18 protein-coding genes are annotated in these 18,838 nt (G+C 43.1%); 1 reads left to right on the forward strand and 17 read right to left on the reverse strand.

Annotation, left to right across the window (positions count from 1 at the left end):
* Nucleotides 1-94: 94 nt before the first annotated feature.
* From adhE to FZ952_RS04965, 14 genes are all read right to left on the reverse strand, one after another.
* Nucleotides 95-2,746 (reverse strand): bifunctional acetaldehyde-CoA/alcohol dehydrogenase, encoded by a 2,652-nt coding sequence (gene adhE, locus FZ952_RS04900; protein WP_148880812.1) that lies wholly within the window; start codon nucleotides 2,744-2,746, stop codon nucleotides 95-97.
* Between the two features lie 290 nt (nucleotides 2,747-3,036).
* Complete coding sequence (locus FZ952_RS04905) at nucleotides 3,037-4,851, reverse strand: acyltransferase family protein (RefSeq protein ID WP_148880813.1); 1,815 nt, start codon at nucleotides 4,849-4,851, stop codon at nucleotides 3,037-3,039.
* Nucleotides 4,841-5,254 (reverse strand): MORN repeat-containing protein, encoded by a 414-nt coding sequence (locus tag FZ952_RS04910; RefSeq protein WP_148880814.1) that lies wholly within the window; start codon nucleotides 5,252-5,254, stop codon nucleotides 4,841-4,843. The genes FZ952_RS04905 and FZ952_RS04910 overlap by 11 nt, the downstream gene beginning before the upstream one ends.
* A gap of 3 nt (nucleotides 5,255-5,257) precedes the next feature.
* Entirely contained in the window at nucleotides 5,258-5,680 is a 423-nt protein-coding gene (locus FZ952_RS04915) for a low molecular weight protein-tyrosine-phosphatase (protein WP_148880815.1), read from the reverse strand.
* Between the two features lie 128 nt (nucleotides 5,681-5,808).
* Nucleotides 5,809-6,396 (reverse strand): nucleotidyltransferase family protein, encoded by a 588-nt coding sequence (locus tag FZ952_RS04920; protein ID WP_148880816.1) that lies wholly within the window; start codon nucleotides 6,394-6,396, stop codon nucleotides 5,809-5,811.
* Nucleotides 6,393-7,391, reverse strand: a complete 999-nt coding sequence (gene ruvB / locus FZ952_RS04925) for a Holliday junction branch migration DNA helicase RuvB (RefSeq protein ID WP_148880817.1) — start codon at nucleotides 7,389-7,391, stop codon at nucleotides 6,393-6,395. Before ruvB ends, FZ952_RS04920 begins: the two co-directional genes overlap by 4 nt.
* 316 nt (nucleotides 7,392-7,707) lie before the next feature.
* Nucleotides 7,708-8,745: an aldose epimerase family protein gene (locus FZ952_RS04930; protein ID WP_148880818.1), complete on the reverse strand. Its 1,038-nt coding sequence runs from the start codon at nucleotides 8,743-8,745 to the stop codon at nucleotides 7,708-7,710.
* A gap of 21 nt (nucleotides 8,746-8,766) precedes the next feature.
* Nucleotides 8,767-9,798 carry a tagatose-bisphosphate aldolase gene (lacD, locus tag FZ952_RS04935; RefSeq protein ID WP_148880819.1) on the reverse strand — a complete coding sequence of 344 codons (1,032 nt, stop codon included), beginning with the start codon at nucleotides 9,796-9,798 and terminating at the stop codon, nucleotides 8,767-8,769.
* A gap of 21 nt (nucleotides 9,799-9,819) precedes the next feature.
* Nucleotides 9,820-10,983 (reverse strand): SIS domain-containing protein, encoded by a 1,164-nt coding sequence (locus FZ952_RS04940; RefSeq protein ID WP_148880820.1) that lies wholly within the window; start codon nucleotides 10,981-10,983, stop codon nucleotides 9,820-9,822.
* Between the two features lie 108 nt (nucleotides 10,984-11,091).
* Nucleotides 11,092-11,496, reverse strand: a complete 405-nt coding sequence (locus FZ952_RS04945; protein ID WP_062201752.1) for a PTS sugar transporter subunit IIA — start codon at nucleotides 11,494-11,496, stop codon at nucleotides 11,092-11,094.
* A gap of 11 nt (nucleotides 11,497-11,507) precedes the next feature.
* Entirely contained in the window at nucleotides 11,508-12,326 is an 819-nt protein-coding gene (locus FZ952_RS04950) for a PTS system mannose/fructose/sorbose family transporter subunit IID (protein WP_148880821.1), read from the reverse strand.
* Nucleotides 12,313-13,227: a PTS mannose/fructose/sorbose/N-acetylgalactosamine transporter subunit IIC gene (locus FZ952_RS04955; protein WP_062201755.1), complete on the reverse strand. Its 915-nt coding sequence runs from the start codon at nucleotides 13,225-13,227 to the stop codon at nucleotides 12,313-12,315. Before FZ952_RS04955 ends, FZ952_RS04950 begins: the two co-directional genes overlap by 14 nt.
* Before the next feature lie 26 nt (nucleotides 13,228-13,253).
* Nucleotides 13,254-13,730, reverse strand: coding sequence for a PTS system mannose/fructose/N-acetylgalactosamine-transporter subunit IIB (locus tag FZ952_RS04960; protein WP_037616533.1), 477 nt, complete (start codon nucleotides 13,728-13,730; stop codon nucleotides 13,254-13,256).
* Entirely contained in the window at nucleotides 13,727-15,514 is a 1,788-nt protein-coding gene (locus FZ952_RS04965; RefSeq protein WP_148880822.1) for a glycoside hydrolase family 35 protein, read from the reverse strand. The genes FZ952_RS04960 and FZ952_RS04965 overlap by 4 nt, the downstream gene beginning before the upstream one ends.
* Nucleotides 15,515-15,654: 140 nt before the next feature.
* Between FZ952_RS04965 and FZ952_RS04970 the strand changes: the two genes are divergently transcribed.
* On the forward strand, nucleotides 15,655-16,371 hold the full coding sequence (locus tag FZ952_RS04970) for a GntR family transcriptional regulator (RefSeq protein WP_062201761.1): 717 nt from the start codon (nucleotides 15,655-15,657) through the stop codon (nucleotides 16,369-16,371).
* A 481-nt stretch (nucleotides 16,372-16,852) separates the two neighbouring features.
* Here the strand turns inward: FZ952_RS04970 and dhaM are convergent, their stop codons facing one another.
* Genes dhaM through dhaK form a run of 3 tightly spaced genes read right to left on the reverse strand, consistent with a single transcriptional unit; the run spans nucleotide 16,853 to nucleotide 18,805 of the window.
* Nucleotides 16,853-17,227: a dihydroxyacetone kinase phosphoryl donor subunit DhaM gene (dhaM, locus tag FZ952_RS04975; RefSeq protein ID WP_148880823.1), complete on the reverse strand. Its 375-nt coding sequence runs from the start codon at nucleotides 17,225-17,227 to the stop codon at nucleotides 16,853-16,855.
* Nucleotides 17,227-17,805 carry a dihydroxyacetone kinase subunit DhaL gene (gene dhaL / locus FZ952_RS04980; RefSeq protein ID WP_148880824.1) on the reverse strand — a complete coding sequence of 193 codons (579 nt, stop codon included), beginning with the start codon at nucleotides 17,803-17,805 and terminating at the stop codon, nucleotides 17,227-17,229. The genes dhaM and dhaL overlap by 1 nt, the downstream gene beginning before the upstream one ends.
* A 10-nt stretch (nucleotides 17,806-17,815) precedes the next feature.
* Nucleotides 17,816-18,805, reverse strand: a complete 990-nt coding sequence (gene dhaK / locus FZ952_RS04985) for a dihydroxyacetone kinase subunit DhaK (protein WP_148880825.1) — start codon at nucleotides 18,803-18,805, stop codon at nucleotides 17,816-17,818.
* Nucleotides 18,806-18,838 lie beyond the last annotated feature (33 nt).

Raw genomic sequence — 18,838 nt, forward strand, 5'->3', positions numbered from 1 at the left:
TAATTACCAAACTTTTATTTTCTTATTATATCATAATTCCTCCAATCACGCCAAAAAAGGTAGGATTTCTCCTACCTTGTGGTTGATAACTATATTATTTGCGACGTCCTGGACGTTCTGCATAGCCATAGTAAGCGTCAGCCATGATTTCTTCCATATCAGCTACCATTGGCAAGCGTGGATTTGCTGGTGAACATTGATCTTCATAAGCAAGAACGGCAATATCATGTAAGCTATCTTTCCAAGTTTTTTCATCAATACCTTGATCTTTAAAGTTCATCTTGATACCAACCGCTACACCAAGGTCATAAACAGCTTTAGCATACGCTTCAACCGCTTCTTCTGGTGTTGAGCAAGGAAGACCTAGCATACGAGCAATATCTTGGAATTTTTCATCAGCTTTCCAGTAATTGTACTTAGGCCATGTTGTAGTTTTAGATGGACGAGTTCCATTGTAACGGATAACATAAGGAAGTAAAATAGCATTTGTACGTCCGTGAATGGTGTGATGAACAGCACCAATCTTATGCGCCATTGAGTGACTCATTCCAAGGAAGGCATTTGCAAAGGCCATACCAGCCATTGTAGAAGCATTGTGCATCTTTTCACGGGCTTCTGGGTCAGCCGTTTTTACAGATTTTTCCAAGTATTTGAAGACTAACTTGATGGTTTGAAGAGCAATACCATCTGTATAGTCATTGGCAAAGTTTGAAGTATAGGCTTCTGTAACGTGAGTTAGAACATCCATACCTGTATCTGCTGCGATAAATGCTGGAACAGATTCTACCAAAGCTGGGTCAACAATCGCAATGGTTGGCGTCAAAGCATAGTCAGCAAGTGGGTATTTGCGGTTGTTTGCTTTATCAGAGATAACGGCAAATGGAGTCACTTCTGAACCTGTACCAGATGTTGTTGGGATACCAATGTATTTCGCTTTCTTACCAAGTGATGGGAATTTGAAGGCACGTTTACGGATATCCATGAATTTTTGAACAAGGTCGCTGAAGTCAACTTCTGGCTGTTCGTAGAACATCCACATACCCTTAGCAGCGTCCATTGGAGAACCACCACCGAGTGCGATGATTGTATCTGGTTCAAAGGCACGCATTTCTTCTGTACCACGACGGATAGTTGTGATATCTGGATCTGGCTCTACATCTGAGAAGACTTGGATTGTCACTTTATTCTTACGGAGATTCAACTGGTCAATTACACGTTGAACAAAACCAAGTTTTTCGATGGACTTATCGGTAACAATCATAACGCGTTCAATATCTTCACATGTTTGAAGGTATTGGATAGAGTTGCGCTCGAAGTAAATTTTTGAAGGAACTTTAAACCATTGCATATTATTTCTACGTTTCCCTACTTTCTTGATGTTTAAGAGGTTAATAGCGCTAACGTTATCACCAACTGAGTTACGTCCGTATGAACCACATCCAAGTGTCAAGGATGGAATGAAGGCATTATATACATCCCCAATACCACCGAAAGTAGATGGAGAGTTCCAGATAATCCGCATAGCTTTGATTTCAGTACCAAAGCGCTTAGCAAGAGCCTCATCTTTTGTATGGATAGCAGCTGAGTGACCAAGTCCGTTAAATTCAACCATTTGACGAGCTTTTGTAAGACCGTCTTCTGTATCTTCAGCTTTCAAGACAGCAATAACTGGTGAAAGTTTTTCGCGAGTCAATGGCTCATTTGGACCTACTTCCGCACATTCTGCAGCCAGGATATTTGTACCTTCTGGTACTTTGAAGCCTGCTTGTTCTGCAATCCATGCAGCTGGTTTCCCTACAATATTCGCATTTAGTTTAGCACCAGCACAGTTTTTGCTGTTTGCTTTAGCGCCAAAGCAGAATTCTTCAAGAAGGGCTTTTTCTTTTTTGTTTACAAAATAAGTGTGGTATGACTTGAATTCTTCTACAAATTCGTCATAAACTTCCTTGTCAATGATAACAGCTTGTTCAGATGCACAGACCATCCCATTGTCAAATGATTTAGACATAACAATGTCATGTGCTGCTTGACGAAGGTCTGCAGATTTTTCTACATAGGCAGGCACGTTTCCGGCACCAACCCCAAGAGCTGGTTTTCCGCATGAGTAAGCGGCCTTAACCATGGCATTCCCACCGGTCGCAAGGATCGTAGCAATACCATCGTGGTTCATAAGCGCACCTGTCGCTTCCATAGATGGTTGTGTAATCCATTGCACACAGTTTTCAGGAGCTCCTGCTGCAATCGCTGCGTCGCGTACGATTTGCGCTGCGTGAGCTGAAGATTCTTGTGCAGATGGGTGGAAAGCAAAGACGATTGGATTACGTGTCTTCAAAGCAATCAATGATTTGAAAATTGCTGTTGCAGTTGGGTTGGTCGTTGGAGTGATCCCGCAGACTACTCCGACAGGCTCTGCAATTTTAGTCAAGCCAGTAATCGGATCATCTTCAATGACACCAACAGTTTTAACTCCACGCATATTGTTGACAACGTGTTCGCAGGCAAAAAGGTTTTTTGTCGCCTTGTCTTCAAATACACCACGTCCAGTTTCTTCAACAGCATGTTGAGCAAGGATTCCGTGAGCATCCAAAGCAGCAACTGAAGCTTTTGCTACAATATAATCCACTTGCTCTTGGTTCAATTTTCTCATTTCTTCAAGAGCTACCAGACCTTTTTGAACAAGTTCATCAACATGCTTTTCAGCAGCCAATTTCTTTTCCTCAGGTGTTACAATTTTTTTATCCGCCATCATAGTCCTCCAATGGTTTCTTAGAAGGCTTGAAGAATCTTCAGCCTTTGTTAAAATTTTCACAATAACATTATACCTTATTTGCCTATCTTTGTAAACACTTTCAACAAAATTTCACATACTTTATTGGAAACTTTGTGAAGCAAATTATCACCCCCTCTAAATTCACGGCTTCCGCTTATCGCTTGTGAATATATTTTCTGTATTTTTATTATTTCACATACTTCTTAAAATGTCAGAAAGCGCTTTCATATAGTGACTATAGATAGCTCGGTTAATCCGAGCTACCTTTATGGTTTAACGTTTCCGGCCTCGGCTTGATCCAACGCTTGTTTAATCGTATTGGCATAGAGAAGTCCGCCTTCTTTCATTGATTCTGTATCTGAACCATAATGAACATAGTCTGTACCAGCCCAAATCTGCGGATTATCTATAGCTACTTGATACCAGTCTGCCACATGAACAAAATCATACTTCTGGGCAAGCTCTAATTCGTACTGGCGCGTTTTAACCAGAATGCTATTGGAGTCTCCGGCCGTTCGTCCGTCATAAGGAGTTACCAGAATCAGAGTATGACCTTTTGGCAGGTTCTCAATATACTGGTTTAGCATTTCTTCATAATTGTCAACTGTATTAGTCCCCAAAGCTAATACAACATTTTTTAAAAGAAGATGATTAGAAATATCGTTTTGATACACTTCAAATCCCGAATTAAAATTTCGGCTGACGATAGCATCTAATTGAACATTCGGAATCACTTGTTGCAGCCATTCACTTGAGCGAAGGGCAACCGAATCCCCAATCATGGTTGTGCCTGCAGCTACATTATAATCTGTGGCTGTTGTTTGATCCACATGACTGCGAGTCGCCTGCATTTTCGTATCTGCCTGATTTAAAGCATTGACAATCAGGCTTTCCTCAAAGGCTCCGACAGATGGCGCTGTCACGGTGATAGAAAACAGAATAAGTGTCAGCGGAATGAAACTGTAGAAGACCGGCTTAGTAATAGATGATAAATCCATCTCGGTTCCCATGATCTTAGGCTGTCGTCCTGCCAGAGTAGGCTCCAAAATATAGAAAGAGAGAGCTGCAAAGCTGAAACTCAAAATTGTTGTCAACAGTACAGCCCAGCCATTGCTCATCAGCTGAGTAAAGATGATGTAAAAAGGCCAGTGGAAGAGATAGACGCCATAACTGGTATCTGCGATAAAGTTGACAAATTCGGGCTCCTTCACATCTGGCAATTTGTCGTGCAACATGCGGGTTGCTGCTATCATGACGCAGGCCAGAAGCGTCGAAGCCATAAAACCAAATAAATAGGTCCACAAGCTGTCAAATTTCAAAATGAAACTGAGTAAGATAAGAATGGTAAAACTTCCGCCCAGAGCAGCTACTACTTGCTTGAGGTTGACAATTTTTTCCAGTTTCTTCATCTGAACGGCAACATTTCCGACTCCAGAAAAAGTCGCAAGTGCTGTCCCTGCAAAGAAAGGAAAAACATGAGTCAGACTTGAAAAATAAATATTAGAGTAGTTTTTGCTAACGAAAGCTCCAATAAACATAGAAAAGAAGCTGAGCAGAAAGAGAGCTGCTGAAGCGAGAGAAATCATCCCTCGATACTGAGCGACTGATTTGCTGAGCTTGCTAAGTCCCCAGGCAGCCAAGCCCCATAAAACATAGTAGTGCACTTCTAGCGCCAAACTCCAAGTGTGAATCAGCAAATGCGGTACAAACTGACTTTCATAACTTCCGCCCGACAGCATTTCATAAAAATTGGTCACAAAGCCAAGAGCAGCCGCAACCTGAGTACCAATACCTGCTATAAAATCTCGACGAATCAACAAAGTAAAGGGCATGATGACCAAAATCATAAACCCTAGGGGAGGAACGATGCGATAAAAGCGCCGTTTCAGAAAGGCCAAAATGTCAATCGTCTGGTTCCGCGCAAACTCATCAATCAACAGCGAGGTAATCAAAAATCCTGAAAAAGTGAAAAAGATATCCACTCCAATAAAACCTCCAGGGAAGACACCCTGAAAGTAATGATAGAGTAAAACTAAGACCAGTCCAGTAATCCTGACCAGCGAAAACCATCTAATGCGCATTTTGATAAATCCCTTGCTTGAATGTCCCTTCGTAGATAACATTGCCTTCTGTCGTTAGTTTGCCTTTGCCATCGGCTTGTCCATTGACAAATTCACCTTCATATTTCCAACCGGACTGTGAGGTAAAGGTACCCTTGCCACTGAAAATACCGTTTTTAAAGTTCCCTGTATAGCTGTCCCCGTTTTTAAAAGTAAGAGTGCCTTGGCCGTTCATTTTCCCGTGGACAAGACTGCCCTCGTATTTGATATTTCCCTGATCCAGCGTTAGGACACCTTTGCTAGGAATATTTGATGTAAAAACCAGAATAGCTGACAGCACAATGATGGTCACAGCAGCTATTTCTAGATTTTGACGGGTCAGATAGACCTTGTATTTATCGTAAAATTCTTTTATTTTATCCATTTTTCACCCATTTAATCGCTCTAGCCAACTGTGGCAACCAGCCAAAATCAGTTCATAAGTTTCATCGAAATCGCCCGTATACCAAGGATCCGGTACACCACGATCAGCAAACTTGTAGATTTTATCCTGAAAATCCACCGGCGCCATCCGCCGCAAATCGCGAATGTTGGACTCATCCATGCCGACAATATAATCAAATTCTGCAAAATCCTGAGCTGAAATCTGCTGAGAAGTTTTTTCTTTATCATAAGAAATAGCATATTTCTTAAAAATTGCTTGGGTTCCTTGATGAATGGGATTGCCATGCTCCCAATTAGACGTCGCTCGACTTTCAATCTGCAGACTATCGGACAAACTTTTCATTACAAACTCTGCCATCGGACTGCGGCAGATATTTCCCAAACAAACAAATACAATTTTCTTCATAAGTCTATTATATCAAAATAAAAAGAAAACTGCGGTTCTTTCTCGATTATTCTGTAACAGCGGTACCGAGAAATGAAAAACCACCACATTGGGCGGTAAAATACTAACATTAAAAAGAGGTACCTTATTTAAATCGCGGATTTCTTTTCCTCAGAAGGAAATTCAAAGCTTAATTGTGGCCATTTATCCTGCCAATTTTTCTTGCTGAGTCTTTGAGTATAGAGCTTCTTTCGCTCCTCATCCGCCAAAAAATGCGGTGTTGGTCGCACCTGAAATGCTCGAATATCCTCCAAACCATAGGGAGCAAAAAGTTCTAGTTTATCATTTGCCATCAAGCGCAGGCCAATAGCCGTACAGCGCTCAGGGTACTGAGTCATAGCATCTTTTGAGCAGCTATAAGGCTGGGTATTGGGACTATGGATGTGCATATAGACTTGATTTTTCAATTCCCAACGATAATCGGGAAAAGCTTCCCTTAGCTCCATTTCCAACTGCAAGGTTTTTTCATAAGAAATAGTCGGATCAAAGAAAATTATATCTACATCCGTGTCTGAGTCAAAACCTGGTCGCTCTGACAGCATATTCCAGATAAAATTCCTCACACATCCAGCCGCTAACCAAGAATCCTGAAGCTGTAAATTGCGAATAATTTCCAAAATCCTTCGGATGTTCTGATCCTGACTAAGTCTCTCTAAAATTTCCTCGTCTGTCATCATTCCTTCATATACTCATATCCTAGATGCTCATAGGCTTTACGAGTAGCCACGCGCCCAGTCCGTGTCCGCATGACAAAGCCTTTCTGAATCAGGTAAGGCTCATACATGTCCTCCACCGTTTCGCGCTCTTCAGCAATATTGACCGAGAGAGTACCCAGCCCCACTGGACCGCCATCGTAGACCTCAATCATAGTCTTTAAAATCTTCTGGTCTACGTAGTCTAACCCTTCCTGATCCACGTCCAGCATGGTGAGGGCCTGGTCGGTTATCTTATCATCAATCAGACCATTCCCCATAATCTGCGCATAGTCCCGCACCCGCTTGAGCAGACGGTTGGCAATCCGCGGTGTCCCTCGGCTGCGCAAGGCCAGTTCCTTAGCAGCCTCGTGGGTAATATCCATCTCAAAAATCTCTGCCGTCCGCTCAACGATTTCAGTCAGGTCGCCGGCTTCATAATACTCCATGTGACCAGTAATGCCAAAGCGGGCCCTCAGAGGATTGGACAGCATACCTGCCCGAGTGGTCGCCCCAATCAGAGTGAAAGGCGGCAAATCCAGATGGACGCTACGGCTGGTCTCGCCTGAGCCAATCATAATGTCAATGTAAAAATCTTCCATGGCACTGTAAAGTACTTCCTCTACCGCCATTGGCAAGCGATGAATCTCATCTATAAAAAGAACATCACCTGGCTCCAAGTCATTGAGAATCGCTACTAAATCACCAGCCTTTTCAATAACCGGACCTGAAGTCTGTTTGAGATTAACACCTAGTTCATTGGCAATGACAAAGGCCATTGTCGTCTTCCCTAGACCCGGAGGACCAAAAAGCAGGGTGTGGTCTAATGCCTCATCCCTCAGCTTAGCTGCTTCAATAAAAATCTTCAGCTGATTCTTGACCTTGTCTTGGCCGATATATTCTTGTAAATACTGAGGGCGAAGAGTGCGTTCCACTAATTCCTCATCACCCATCAATTCATTATCTAAAATTCTACTCATAGAACTATTATAGCAGAAAATAGAGCAGAAGAAGCAAATCTGACCCGCGTCTGAACACAAAAAAAGACCGCCCGATTGGGTGGTCTTTTTGGGAGATTATTATGAAAAAGTTTTAGGATTTCTATCAAACAAAGTTAGGAGGTCCTCATTTGATGATATTAGTATAACGCGCTTATCTTAAAATTTGCTTAAAGAAAAATACTTCTCTCAAAATTTTTAATTGATAAAAACGGCAGAAGGGGGAATCTGCCGTTTTATTGTATCTTTGGGCTAGGATAACCATTGGGATACACTTCAAATGAAGCACGTTTGCTGTTTATTTCACTCCTGCGAAGTAAACTGTGGTGCTGGTGAAAATGTGGCCTGCCTTGAGAATGACCTGATCCTTCAAGTCACTATGAATCGCATCAGGCAAGGCTTGTGCCTCCAATGCCAGACCATTGTGCTGAATCATTGGCCGTCCATTTAAGATGACTGATTCATCGACAAAATTAGCCGAATAAGTCACGACGCAAGGAGCATCTGTGCGGAAAGTCAGATAACGACCTGATGCCGCATCATAAAGACATCCTGCCTCTTCCTGCTCTTTATCTAGAGCAAAGGGGTGATCTAGCCCTGACACAACCTGAATTTGCTCGTCTTGGTCAGCAAAAATTTCTTTTAGCTCCAGACCTTTTTGCAAGCCTTTGACAAAGCCACGATTCGCATCCGCCTCTTTTGCTGGCACACCGTCAGGAGTAATCGGATAAACCCCTTTGGTATGCAGCTGGAGGACATGCTGATCAATCGGCTGACTGAAATCACCTGACAGATTGAAATAGCTGTGGTTGGTCGGATTGACCAGACTATCTTGGTCTGTCTGAACTTGATAGGAAATCTCCAGCTCCCCTTTTTCTGTCAAGGAATAAGAAATCCAGATTTTCAAATTTCCTGAGAAGCCACCTGTCCCATCTGTCCGCTCTGTATAAAATGTGACTCCGTCGTTTGTGACTCCCTCCGTTTGGAAAATCACACTATCCCAGCCAGTAGAACCACTGTGGTTGCAATTCTGACCATTATTGACTTCCAGCTGATAGGACTGACCATTCAGCTCAAAAGTAGCCTTGGCAATCCGCCCTGCAACTGGTCCCACGCTGGCACCGTGCTTAGGACTATTGCCAACATAATCATCAAATCGCTCAAAACCTAGAATGATATTGGCAAAATCACCATTTTTATCCGGCGTCCGATATTCTAAAATCGTTGCGCCATAATTCATGACCTTGAAGCAATAGCCCAGAGAATTTTCAAAGGTATAGGCTAAGACATCCTGCCCTTTAAAAGTCCCAAAAATAGATTCTTGATAAGATTTCATATAATCTCCCTCTGTTGCATCTTAAAAATCACGAACCAGCCATTGTCGGTCTTCAAAAGGGAGATTAACCTTATCTACCCAAGATACCGCTGTTTCTTTTAAGACTTTATTGAGTTCATCAATATTTTCAAATCCCGTGGTGCGCAGCCATTCCCGAGCAGCATCTGTGCCACTCTCGATATAAGCTTGCACACTGCCGGCCCAGGTCGCGCGTCCGCAGAGCACACCGTTAAAGCGAGCGCCTGACTCGTGCGCAAAGACCAGTGTTTCCTGGAAAAGCTTAGCAGACACACCTGCACTGAGGTAAATATAAGGAAGATGGGTAGCTTCATCCTGCTCTTTGAAAAAGGCTGCAGCTTGGGCTTTTGTATAAACAACCTCACCATCGCCAAAACCTTCCACATATTTGACATTGACAGGAACTTCCACTTTCAGGACATCAATATTAAACCGTGGATGAGAGAAAACCTTCATGGCTTCAATGACCTTGCGTGGTTTGACTTTAGCGTATTCCACACTTCCAGTGTCCGCATTTGTCTCATCATAGGCCAAAATTTCAAGGAAGAATGGGATGTCTTCCGCAATACATTCTGAACCGATTCGTTCAATATAGGCCTGCTTTTCCTGATTGAGCTCATCACTGCTGTCCACATCATAGTAAAGTAAAAACTTAACCGCATCCGCTCCTTGCTCTTTGATTCGTTTAGCGGACCAAAGATTTAAGCAGTCTGGCAGACGTTTGGTACTGGATGTATCGTAGCCTGTTTTTTCATAAGCCAGCAACAAGCCTGCATTTTTATCTAGTACTTTGGTTGCTGGGAGGCCATATTCCGGATCAAGCAGCATGGAGGAAGCATGAGGAGTCAACTCTTCTGCCACCAAAACTTTCAACTCTTCCATTTGAGCCACACTTGGTTCACCCTCTTGATATTGAGCCATCAAACGTTTCAAGGCTCCCCGTTGGTCAAAGGCCAAGGCTGAAATAATGCCGTTTTCATCTGAAAGTCTTTTTAAGTGACTGACTTTTCCATGACTAATGTTTAACTTTTCCATATTCTGATTCCTTTGTGATTCCTATTGGTGAAAAGGGTGGATGATGACTCCCTGAACAACCCGATTGACTGTACCTGTCGGAGACGGTGTATCTGGTCGATTTTTTACTTTCAAAGAAGTCAAGAGAGAGAATAGCTGAGCATACACAATGTAAGGGAAGGCTCGATAGCTATCTTCCAAGATGTCACTTTCAAGAACTACTTGCTCAACATTTTCCAAGTCTTCTCTGCGCTCTGTAAAGAAGACAACCTTGCGAGCAATCTGATCTCCTGCCACTTCACGCACCAAATCTAAATCATAACGTTTAGTGTATTCGTCACTTGAGCCAAAGACCAGCACGAGCGTATCTTCGTTAATCAGAGATTTTGGTCCATGACGGAAGCCGACTGGGCTTTCATACATGGTCGCAACCTTCCCAGCGGTTAACTCCAAAATTTTCAGCTGAGCTTCGTGCGCCAGACCAAAGAATGGCCCTGATCCAAGGTAGATGACACGGTTAAAGTCTAATTCTGTCAAAGCCTGAACATCAGCCACATCTGCCAAAACCTTTTGACTCAAGGCAATCAACTCGGCTACTCTTGCTTCTTTTTGAGCCAAATCTGCCGGGTCAAAAACCAAGAGAGCTGTCAACATCATAGAAGTGAAGCTAGAAGTCATGGCAAAGCCTGCGTCATTTGATGGAGCTGGCTGCAGTAAGAGGAGATTCCGTTGATCACCGTGCGCCTGCTGAGCCAGTTTCCCCTCTGCAGCACAGGTAATGGTCACCTGATAGAGCTCTTCAACCAACTGCTTGGCCAAGTCCACTGTCGCAACACTTTCTGGCGAATTGCCACTACGAGCAAAAGACACGAGAACTATTGGTATCTCCTTGTGCAGATGAACCTCTGGATCAGCCACGATATCTGTCGTCGCAACCGAATTAAAATTCCATTTGCGCTCATCATAAAGCTTTCTGAAATACGGCAACAGCGTATCGCCCACATAAGCCGAAGTTCCCGCACCTGTAAAGATAACTTTTATATAATCATGCTCTTCTTCGATACCTTTCAGAAAAGCAGCGACTTGGTCAGCTTGATCCTTGTAATGATTAAAAGCTGTCTGCCAAACATCTGGCTGTTGGTAGATTTCACGCGTCGTGATTTCAGCACCCAATTCAACCAGTTTCTCTTTTGAATAATCTAGCATGGTACTCCTTTCAAAACTAAACATAAATATATTAGTTGCTTCTATTTGAAAGAGGGAATGGGAAAATTCCCCACCCCCCTTCATTTCTTTTTCCGTTACAAAACAGTCCTACTCATCTTCATCATCTGACAAGCCTGCTAAAATATCATTAACCTTAACGATATGTTCAACTGCTTTTTTCGGATAGTCAACATCGGCTCCTGTCAAAGAAGCATTGAGAAACTCAATCACCATCGGCAGATTCATGCCTGCATATAAGTCAATGTCCTTACCTTCTAAAATAAGGCGACTGACTACATTACATGGTGTTCCTCCCAAAAGATCTGCAAACACAAGGTAATCTTCAAAATCCTTGACTGTGTCTAAGAACTTAGCTGTGAAATCATCCGGACCCTCCTCTGGTAACAAGGCAACGGCATGAATATCCGCTTGAGGTCCCATAATCATCTCAGTGGTTGTTTTCAGTTCTTCACAAAAGCGACCATGACTAATCAAAACTAATTGTTTGCTCATAATTTACACCATTATGCCATCCCAAAGAAGAAGTGACCGAATGCTGAGAATGCAACTGCAGCAACAATGATGAGCAAGATAGCTTTTGTAGAGTTCATACCCTTACGTCCAAGCAACCAGTAGATTGCACCTGTGATGATTGCTGGTACCAAACGTGGGAAGATGAGGTTGAGCATATCTTGAATTTCGATCGCTTTGTCCCCAATGTGTGGAGCCCAAGAAACTTCAACACCAATCATGCTGGCAATCAAGGCACCAACCATGAAGACACCAAGTACAGATGCAGCATCAATCAAGGCTGTCAAAGTACTTTGCATGTTGTTGATGAGGTTAACCCCTTCTTTGTAGGCAAATTCCAATTGTTTCCAACGGAAAATGTCATAAGCAACTGCCACAGCGATCCACAAGAAGATACCGGCTGGGTTTCCTGCAACAGCCAAAGTTGCCGCAATTGAACCCATAATAGCTGGTACCAATGATCCAAAGATTGAGTCTCCAAGAGGAGCGAATGGTCCCATGAGACCTGTCTTGATACCATTGACCGCATCTTTTGATTTCACACCATCTTTTTCTTCCAAAGCAAGGTCAAAACCAGTGATGATGGTGTGGAAGAATGGTGAAGTATTGAAGAATTGCGTATGCAATTTCATCATTTCTTTTAGTTCAGGTGTACCGTCTCCATACATTTTGCGCAATTGTGGCAAAATCATGTAAAGGTAACCAGAAGCCTGCATCCGTTCATAGTTCCAACCTAATTGGAAAGTAAACAAGCTACGTTTGTTAATTTGTTTAAAATCTTCTTTTGTTAATTTGTAATTAGAATTCGTCATCTTCAATTTCCCCGCTTTCTGATTCAGTTACTGGAGCAGCTACGACTGTACGTTGGCTGTTTTTGAAGTGTTGTACTGCAAGGAAGATACCGATGATGGCGATACCGATCATAGACACACCCTTGAAGTTGTTAACAAAAGTAATCATTTGTTCTTCTGGAAGTTTAGAGAACACTTCAGAACCAACAATGCTAGACACTGCAGCACCAAGGCTTTGAACATTGCTATAAAGCACTGTCAACATAGCCGTCAAACCAAATCCAAGTGCCAAGTAGTGAAGGTTGCGTTTAACCGGAAGGTAGTGGAGCAAGATTGCAAATCCGAGACCTGGAAGCATTTGACCTGCAAGTTTTAGACCATTTGCCAACCATTGTACATTAGAGATACCTGTAACAACAGCTTCTACAAAAGCTCCACCAAAAGCAAGTGCGAAGAAGACTGGGAGGGCCCGAGATGCCATCCAAGGAAGAGCACCAAGAAGATAGTTACGTTCGATACCTCTGTAGTCAAAGCGTTCAATCGCAGCATCTACACGGTGAGCGAAGTAAGTTGTAGTCATACGACCAAGAATATCAAAGTAAGTCAAGAGAGCAGCTACTGGAACAGCGATTGTTGAAATCGCGATTTCAGGTTTGATCCCTTGAGCTACTGAGAAGGCAGTCGCAAGAACCGCACCAGAAGTGGCGTCAATACGAGATGCACCACCGAAGGTACCAACACCGAGTACTACCAATTGAAGAGAAGCACCGATGAAAAGACCTGTACCCATATCTCCCATAATGAGACCTGTGATAAATCCAGCAAATACAGGTGAACCTGCTGAAGAAACGATCGTCAACTCATCACAGATTTGATAAGCTGAGTACAGAGTGAGTAATAAGATTTGCCACCATTGTATCATGACAATGACCTCCTAAAAATTTTTCCTTATTTTAACAAATTCATAAAATCCGCAACCGGATCATTTGGAACCATCTGAGCTGTCAGTTTGACTCCCTTTTCATGCAGCTTGTGGAAAGCTTCCACATCCGCATCAACCACGTTGATTGAGCGAGTGATTGAGCGAGTTTCATCTGACTGAGACATATTTCCGACATTGAGCGTTTCAAGCTGAACCCCTGCCTCTACCAAACGTAGGAAACGGTCTGGTTTACGCGCTACAATCAAAAGTCGCTGTGAATCATATTTACCAGCCAGAATGTTTTCTGCTGCTTTAGCGACTGGCAAAATGCTGAGCTTCACTCCTGGCGGTGTTGCCAGCTTGAGTCCGCTCTTTTCGATAGCATTTTCAGCTACCTCATCATCAATCACCATAATGCGCGAAATGTTGAGTTTGGTAGTCCAGAGATTGGCTACCTGTCCGTGGATCAAACGTCCATCGATACGTGCACCTACTATTGTCATAAATTTTCCCCCTTTATTGTTTTAAATGTAGGTTGTTTAACTAATTGAATGCATTCTTTATATTCCCCTTCCGTTTCAAAAATGATAATGCGGTTACTTCCTTCTTTCAGAAGGCTATGCGGAATATAAAGCGATAAGGTTGGACCGACATTCCAGAAACGACCGATATTGACACCATTTACAAAGGCAACGCCCTTTCCAAAACCGGACAAATCTAAATATGTGTCTTTAAGCGCTTTCATTTCAAAGTCAAAAGCGTAGAAAGCTGGCTGCTTGGGCTGCCATCCTTTTGAAAAATCGATGTTTTCTGTATTTTCCAAAGGAAGTGGATACTGTTGCCAATCAAGCAAGAAATGCAAATCCTTGCAGACACCAGTGCGAATTCCTTTTCGCTGTGTATCCGCCAAGAACTTGTGCCCGTAATTGACCCGACCCATATTCTCAATCAGAATATCAATCTGGTGGGTTGCCTTCTTTTTACCAGTGACAAAGATATCTTGACCAATCTCGGCTTGATACTGCGTTGTGACAAGCTCCCCATCTACAAACAGCTGCATCCGATCTCGTCCGTCAATCACCCGAATCTTTTCCTCATCAGCATCCCAGCTCGCCTCTGTATGGTAAAGCAAGTAGCCATAGCTTTGACCCAAATCCTCCATTTTGATAGGATAGAGACTCTCAACTGGCTGAGCCAAATCAGGAAGTGTTTCAAACAAGCTTACTTTCTCACTGAGAGCAATATCTCTCAGTTCAAAGGATTCTTTTGTGAGCGGTTTCATTTGTGGGTATTCAGGATAGTAGGTCTCCATCATTTTTTGCACTGCAAAATATTTCGGCGTCGGATTCCCCTGTTCATTGAGCAGGGCGTCGTAGTCATACGAGGTCACCTGTGGCAAATCCGTCACACCTCTCGCTGAGCATCCATTCATGAAGCCAAAGTTTGTGCCTCCGTGAAACATATAGAGATTAATAGAGCCTTGCTTCAAAACCTCATGGACTGCTTCAGCTAGCTCTTCTGGCTCTCTTTTAATGACCGGTTCTTTCCAACGATTGAACCAACCGTCCCAAAATTCCATGCACATGAGTGGCCATTTTTTGCCATGCTCATCAAAGAATTCTTGCATTTGAGAGAAATTGTAAGCTGCCTTAGAGCCAAAATTACCTGTGACAAATAAATCCTCATCGATCAGAGTACCGGCTTTCAGAGTCGCCCTCCAAGGGCCATCTGATGTAAAGAGCGGACAATCAACGCCTCGATCCAGCATCAATTGCCGAATCGCTCTCAGATAGTCTTTATCTTCACCGTAAGAGCCATACTCATTTTCCACTTGCATCATCAGGATGTTGCCGCCCTTGTCCAAGAGCCTTGGAACCAACCGCGGAAGCAACTCATCATAGTAATCCGCAACAGCTTGGAGATAGCTAGCATCAGAAGAGCGGATTCTCATATCCTCATTCAAGAGCCAGGCTGGCATTCCGCCAAATTCCCATTCCGCACAGATAAAGGGCGAAGGGCGAACGATGGCATATAAACCTAAATCCTGAGCCGTCTGAAGAAACTTCTCAATATCTAAAATCCCCTGAAAATCAAAATCTCCTTTTTGAGGCTCGTGCATATTCCAAGGAACATAGGTCTCAACTGTATTGAAGCCTAGAGCTTTCAGATTGTAGAGTGAGTGATACCAGTCTTCCGGCTGAATCCGAAAGTAGTGAATCGCTCCCGACAAAATCTTAAACTCTTGACCATCCAAGTAGAAAGAAGAACCTATTTCAAATCTCACCATCGCCTTTCCTCTCTTGTTTGTAACTGCTTTCATTTATTGTATTATTAATATAATAAATTTTTTCATAAATGTCAACATTTTTTTGAAAAATATGTTAAAATGATAATAAAGAGGAATAAATAAAAAGAGAGGTAATCGCCATGGCTATTCCTAAATATCAACAAATCAAGGATGAATTGAAACAGCAGATTATTTCTGGCAAGTTCGAAAACGGTGATAAATTCTACACCGAAGCCGAATTGATCCAACTGTTCAATGTCAGCTCTATCACTGTTGTCCGTGCTTTGAACGAGCTGGCCAATGATGGCTACATCATTCGTCAGCAAGGAAAAGGAACTTTTGTTTCACGTGCAAGAAAACACAAACTCGTGGAATTCTCTGACGTCGAAACCTTCCCTATCCAAAAGGATAAGGTAACGGTTCTGTCCATCAAACGTGGAAACAACTTAAAGATTCTAGAGAAGTTGGAATTAGCTCCAACGCAGTTTTACTATAAGATTGACCGTATCCGAAACACGGAAGGGAAAACTTATATCTACCACCAAACCTATATCCCTGAGCAGTATATCAACCCAAATTATCCAGATCTGGACTACTACAGCTCAATCTACAATCGCTTCAAAACAGACTATCATATCCACATGAATGATGAATATTTTGAAGAAATCAACGAAATTACCTTCCCAACACCAAAAGATGTTGCTAAAGTGCTGGATATTGACCCGAATTTCCCAACCGTTCATCAAACCAAAACGACCAAACTGGAAAATACCGGCCAAATTCTCGAATATAGCGAAACTTACAAGCGCGGGGATTTCTTCAAGATTAAGTTCATTTCTAGCAATCGCGATCACTGAAAATAAAACGATGGCTGATTTATGGCTGTCGTTTTTTGCTTCCCTGTTACCAGCTCAACCCCATTATAAACCTATCTAGACCAATTTGCAAGATATTTGACTCATAAAATATCTTTTTCTTACATTTTGTAGCTGAAACAAAACAATTTTAACCGTAAATAGCATTTTTTCTTGTTTTTTATTTGACAATCAAACAAAATCCAAACTTTACTCATGATTGTTAGAACAATATTAGAGTTTTTTTATATAAAAATATCAACTAATAAGGCTAAAAATTCTTAACTATGTCCTTTGTCGGCGTATACAAGTTTGATTGCATCTTTTTTAGAACAAAATATAGACTGATAGACTCTATGCGAAAGAGAAATAAAACAAAAAGACTCAAAATTACGTTTAGAAAACGTTGATTTTAAGTCTTTTTTATAATTCCATTTTCTATTTCTGCCGATTGAGCGACAATTCAGCTTCAAAGGCTACTGTACTACTTCTTGATTTCCAACTCCCCAACTTGCTCTAGAACTGCTTCCAAATCCGCCCCAGCCTGAAGAAGAGCAGCAGCCGTATAGGCACCTTCTACTATGGGAACATTGTTGATGATGATTTCCTTGTCAGAAAAGTCAGCGACCATTTCCAGATTCATCCGAGCCGAACCCAGATCGAAAAAGGCTAAAATAGTGTCCTTGTCATTAGCATCTAAAGCCGCCTGAATCCCTTCAAAGCTAGTCCCAATGCTGCCGTCGTCCAATCCGCCCACATAGCTGATAGCCACATCTGCTGCCACCTGTGAAATGAGGTCGAACAAGCCTTGAGCTAAATTTTTGGAGTGGGAAACGATAAGAATGCCTGTATCTGCCATCAGTCTGCCTCCGTTTCTAGAAGAGCCTCAAAGAGGAGACCTGATGACGCCGAACCGGGATCGATATGGCCAATAGAACGCTCCCCTACATAGGAAGCCCGCCCCTTGGTCGCTTTCAGATCTTTGGTCGCTTCCACTAGGGAATGAATCTTTTCATGCGTCAAATCTCCTGATTGCAACGAAATAGGAATCCCCGACCAGACATCCACCATGGTCTTCTCACCCGGCACAGCCTTGCCCCGCTTCTGAATCATGTCCAGCCCAGCTTGGATGACTTCTGACAAGTCTTTGCCATCTTTTTCAGCCTTGGCCATGCCCATAAAGGCCGAGCCATAGAGAGGTCCAGAAGCACCGCCCACCTTGCTAATCAGCTGCATGGAAACAGCCTGAAAAACCTCGGCTGCACTGGCAAAGTCCTTAGAAGCTAGACTCTCTACCGCGGCTGCCATTCCTCTGGCCATATTGCCCCCATGATCGCCATCACCGATGGGCGTATCAAGATCAGACAGGTAGGCTTTTTGTTCCTGAATCTTCTCGTTGAACAACTGCATCCATTTTTTTGCTCTTGCTGCGTCCATAAGCACCTCCTTACCAAGCGGCTGTCGTGACTGGACTGTTGAGAGCCTCCAGCCAGTCTGGCTGATCCAACTGGATAAAAGTCAGAGAAATCCCAGCCATATCAATGGAGGTCATGTAATTACCCAGCTTTTTATAGACAACTTCGACTCCAGCTTCTGCCAGAAGATTTGCTACATCTGCCGCAAAGACATACTGCTCCATGAGCGGTGTTGCCCCCATACCATTGATAAGGAGCCCAATCTTCTTACCAGATTTGAGTTCAAAGGACTGACTGAGCTTTTCGACTAATTCTTTGGCTAAGTCCTTAGACGGCTGCATCTTTTCCTTGCGATAGCCTGGCTCACCATGGATGCCAATGCCGAACTCTATCTCATTATCAGCCAAAACAAAACCAGGTTTGCCAACTTCCGGTACGGTTGCTCCGCTCAGAGCCAAGCCAACTGTGTGAATATGTTTGACCAGCTCATCAGCCAAAGCCTTGATTTCAGACAGAGATTTGCCAGCGCGCGCTGCATCACCTAGAATCTTATGGACAAGGATCGTACCAGCCACTCCGCGACGTCCTTGAGTATAGAGGCTGTCTTCCACTGCAATATCGTCATCCACGACGACACTAGCCACCTCAATCCCTTCCATCTCAGCCATTTCCTGAGCCATTTCAAAGTTCATGATGTCACCGGAGTAATTCTTGATCACCATGAAGACCCCAGCTCCCTCATCTACTTCCTTGATAGCCTGTAAGACCTGATCAGGTGTTGGTGAAGTAAAAACCGCTCCGCAAATAGCAGCCGACAGCATACCCTCTCCGACAAAGCCCGCATGGGAAGGCTCGTGACCACTGCCACCGCCAGAGATCAGGCCAACCTTGCCTATCTTCTCACTCTTGCGGGCAATGATATCAAAGCCCTCCACCCGATAAACCAAATCGCTGTGAATATAGGCCAAGCCGTCCAGCATCTCGTCCACAACCGCTGTTGGGTCGTTGATAATTTTCTTCATAGGAGTCCTCCGTTTCTCGTCGCTTCTTTCAAA

The sequence above is a fragment of the Streptococcus sp. Marseille-P7376 genome (genome assembly GCF_902460385.1).
GTDB lineage: Bacteria > Bacillota > Bacilli > Lactobacillales > Streptococcaceae > Streptococcus > Streptococcus sinensis.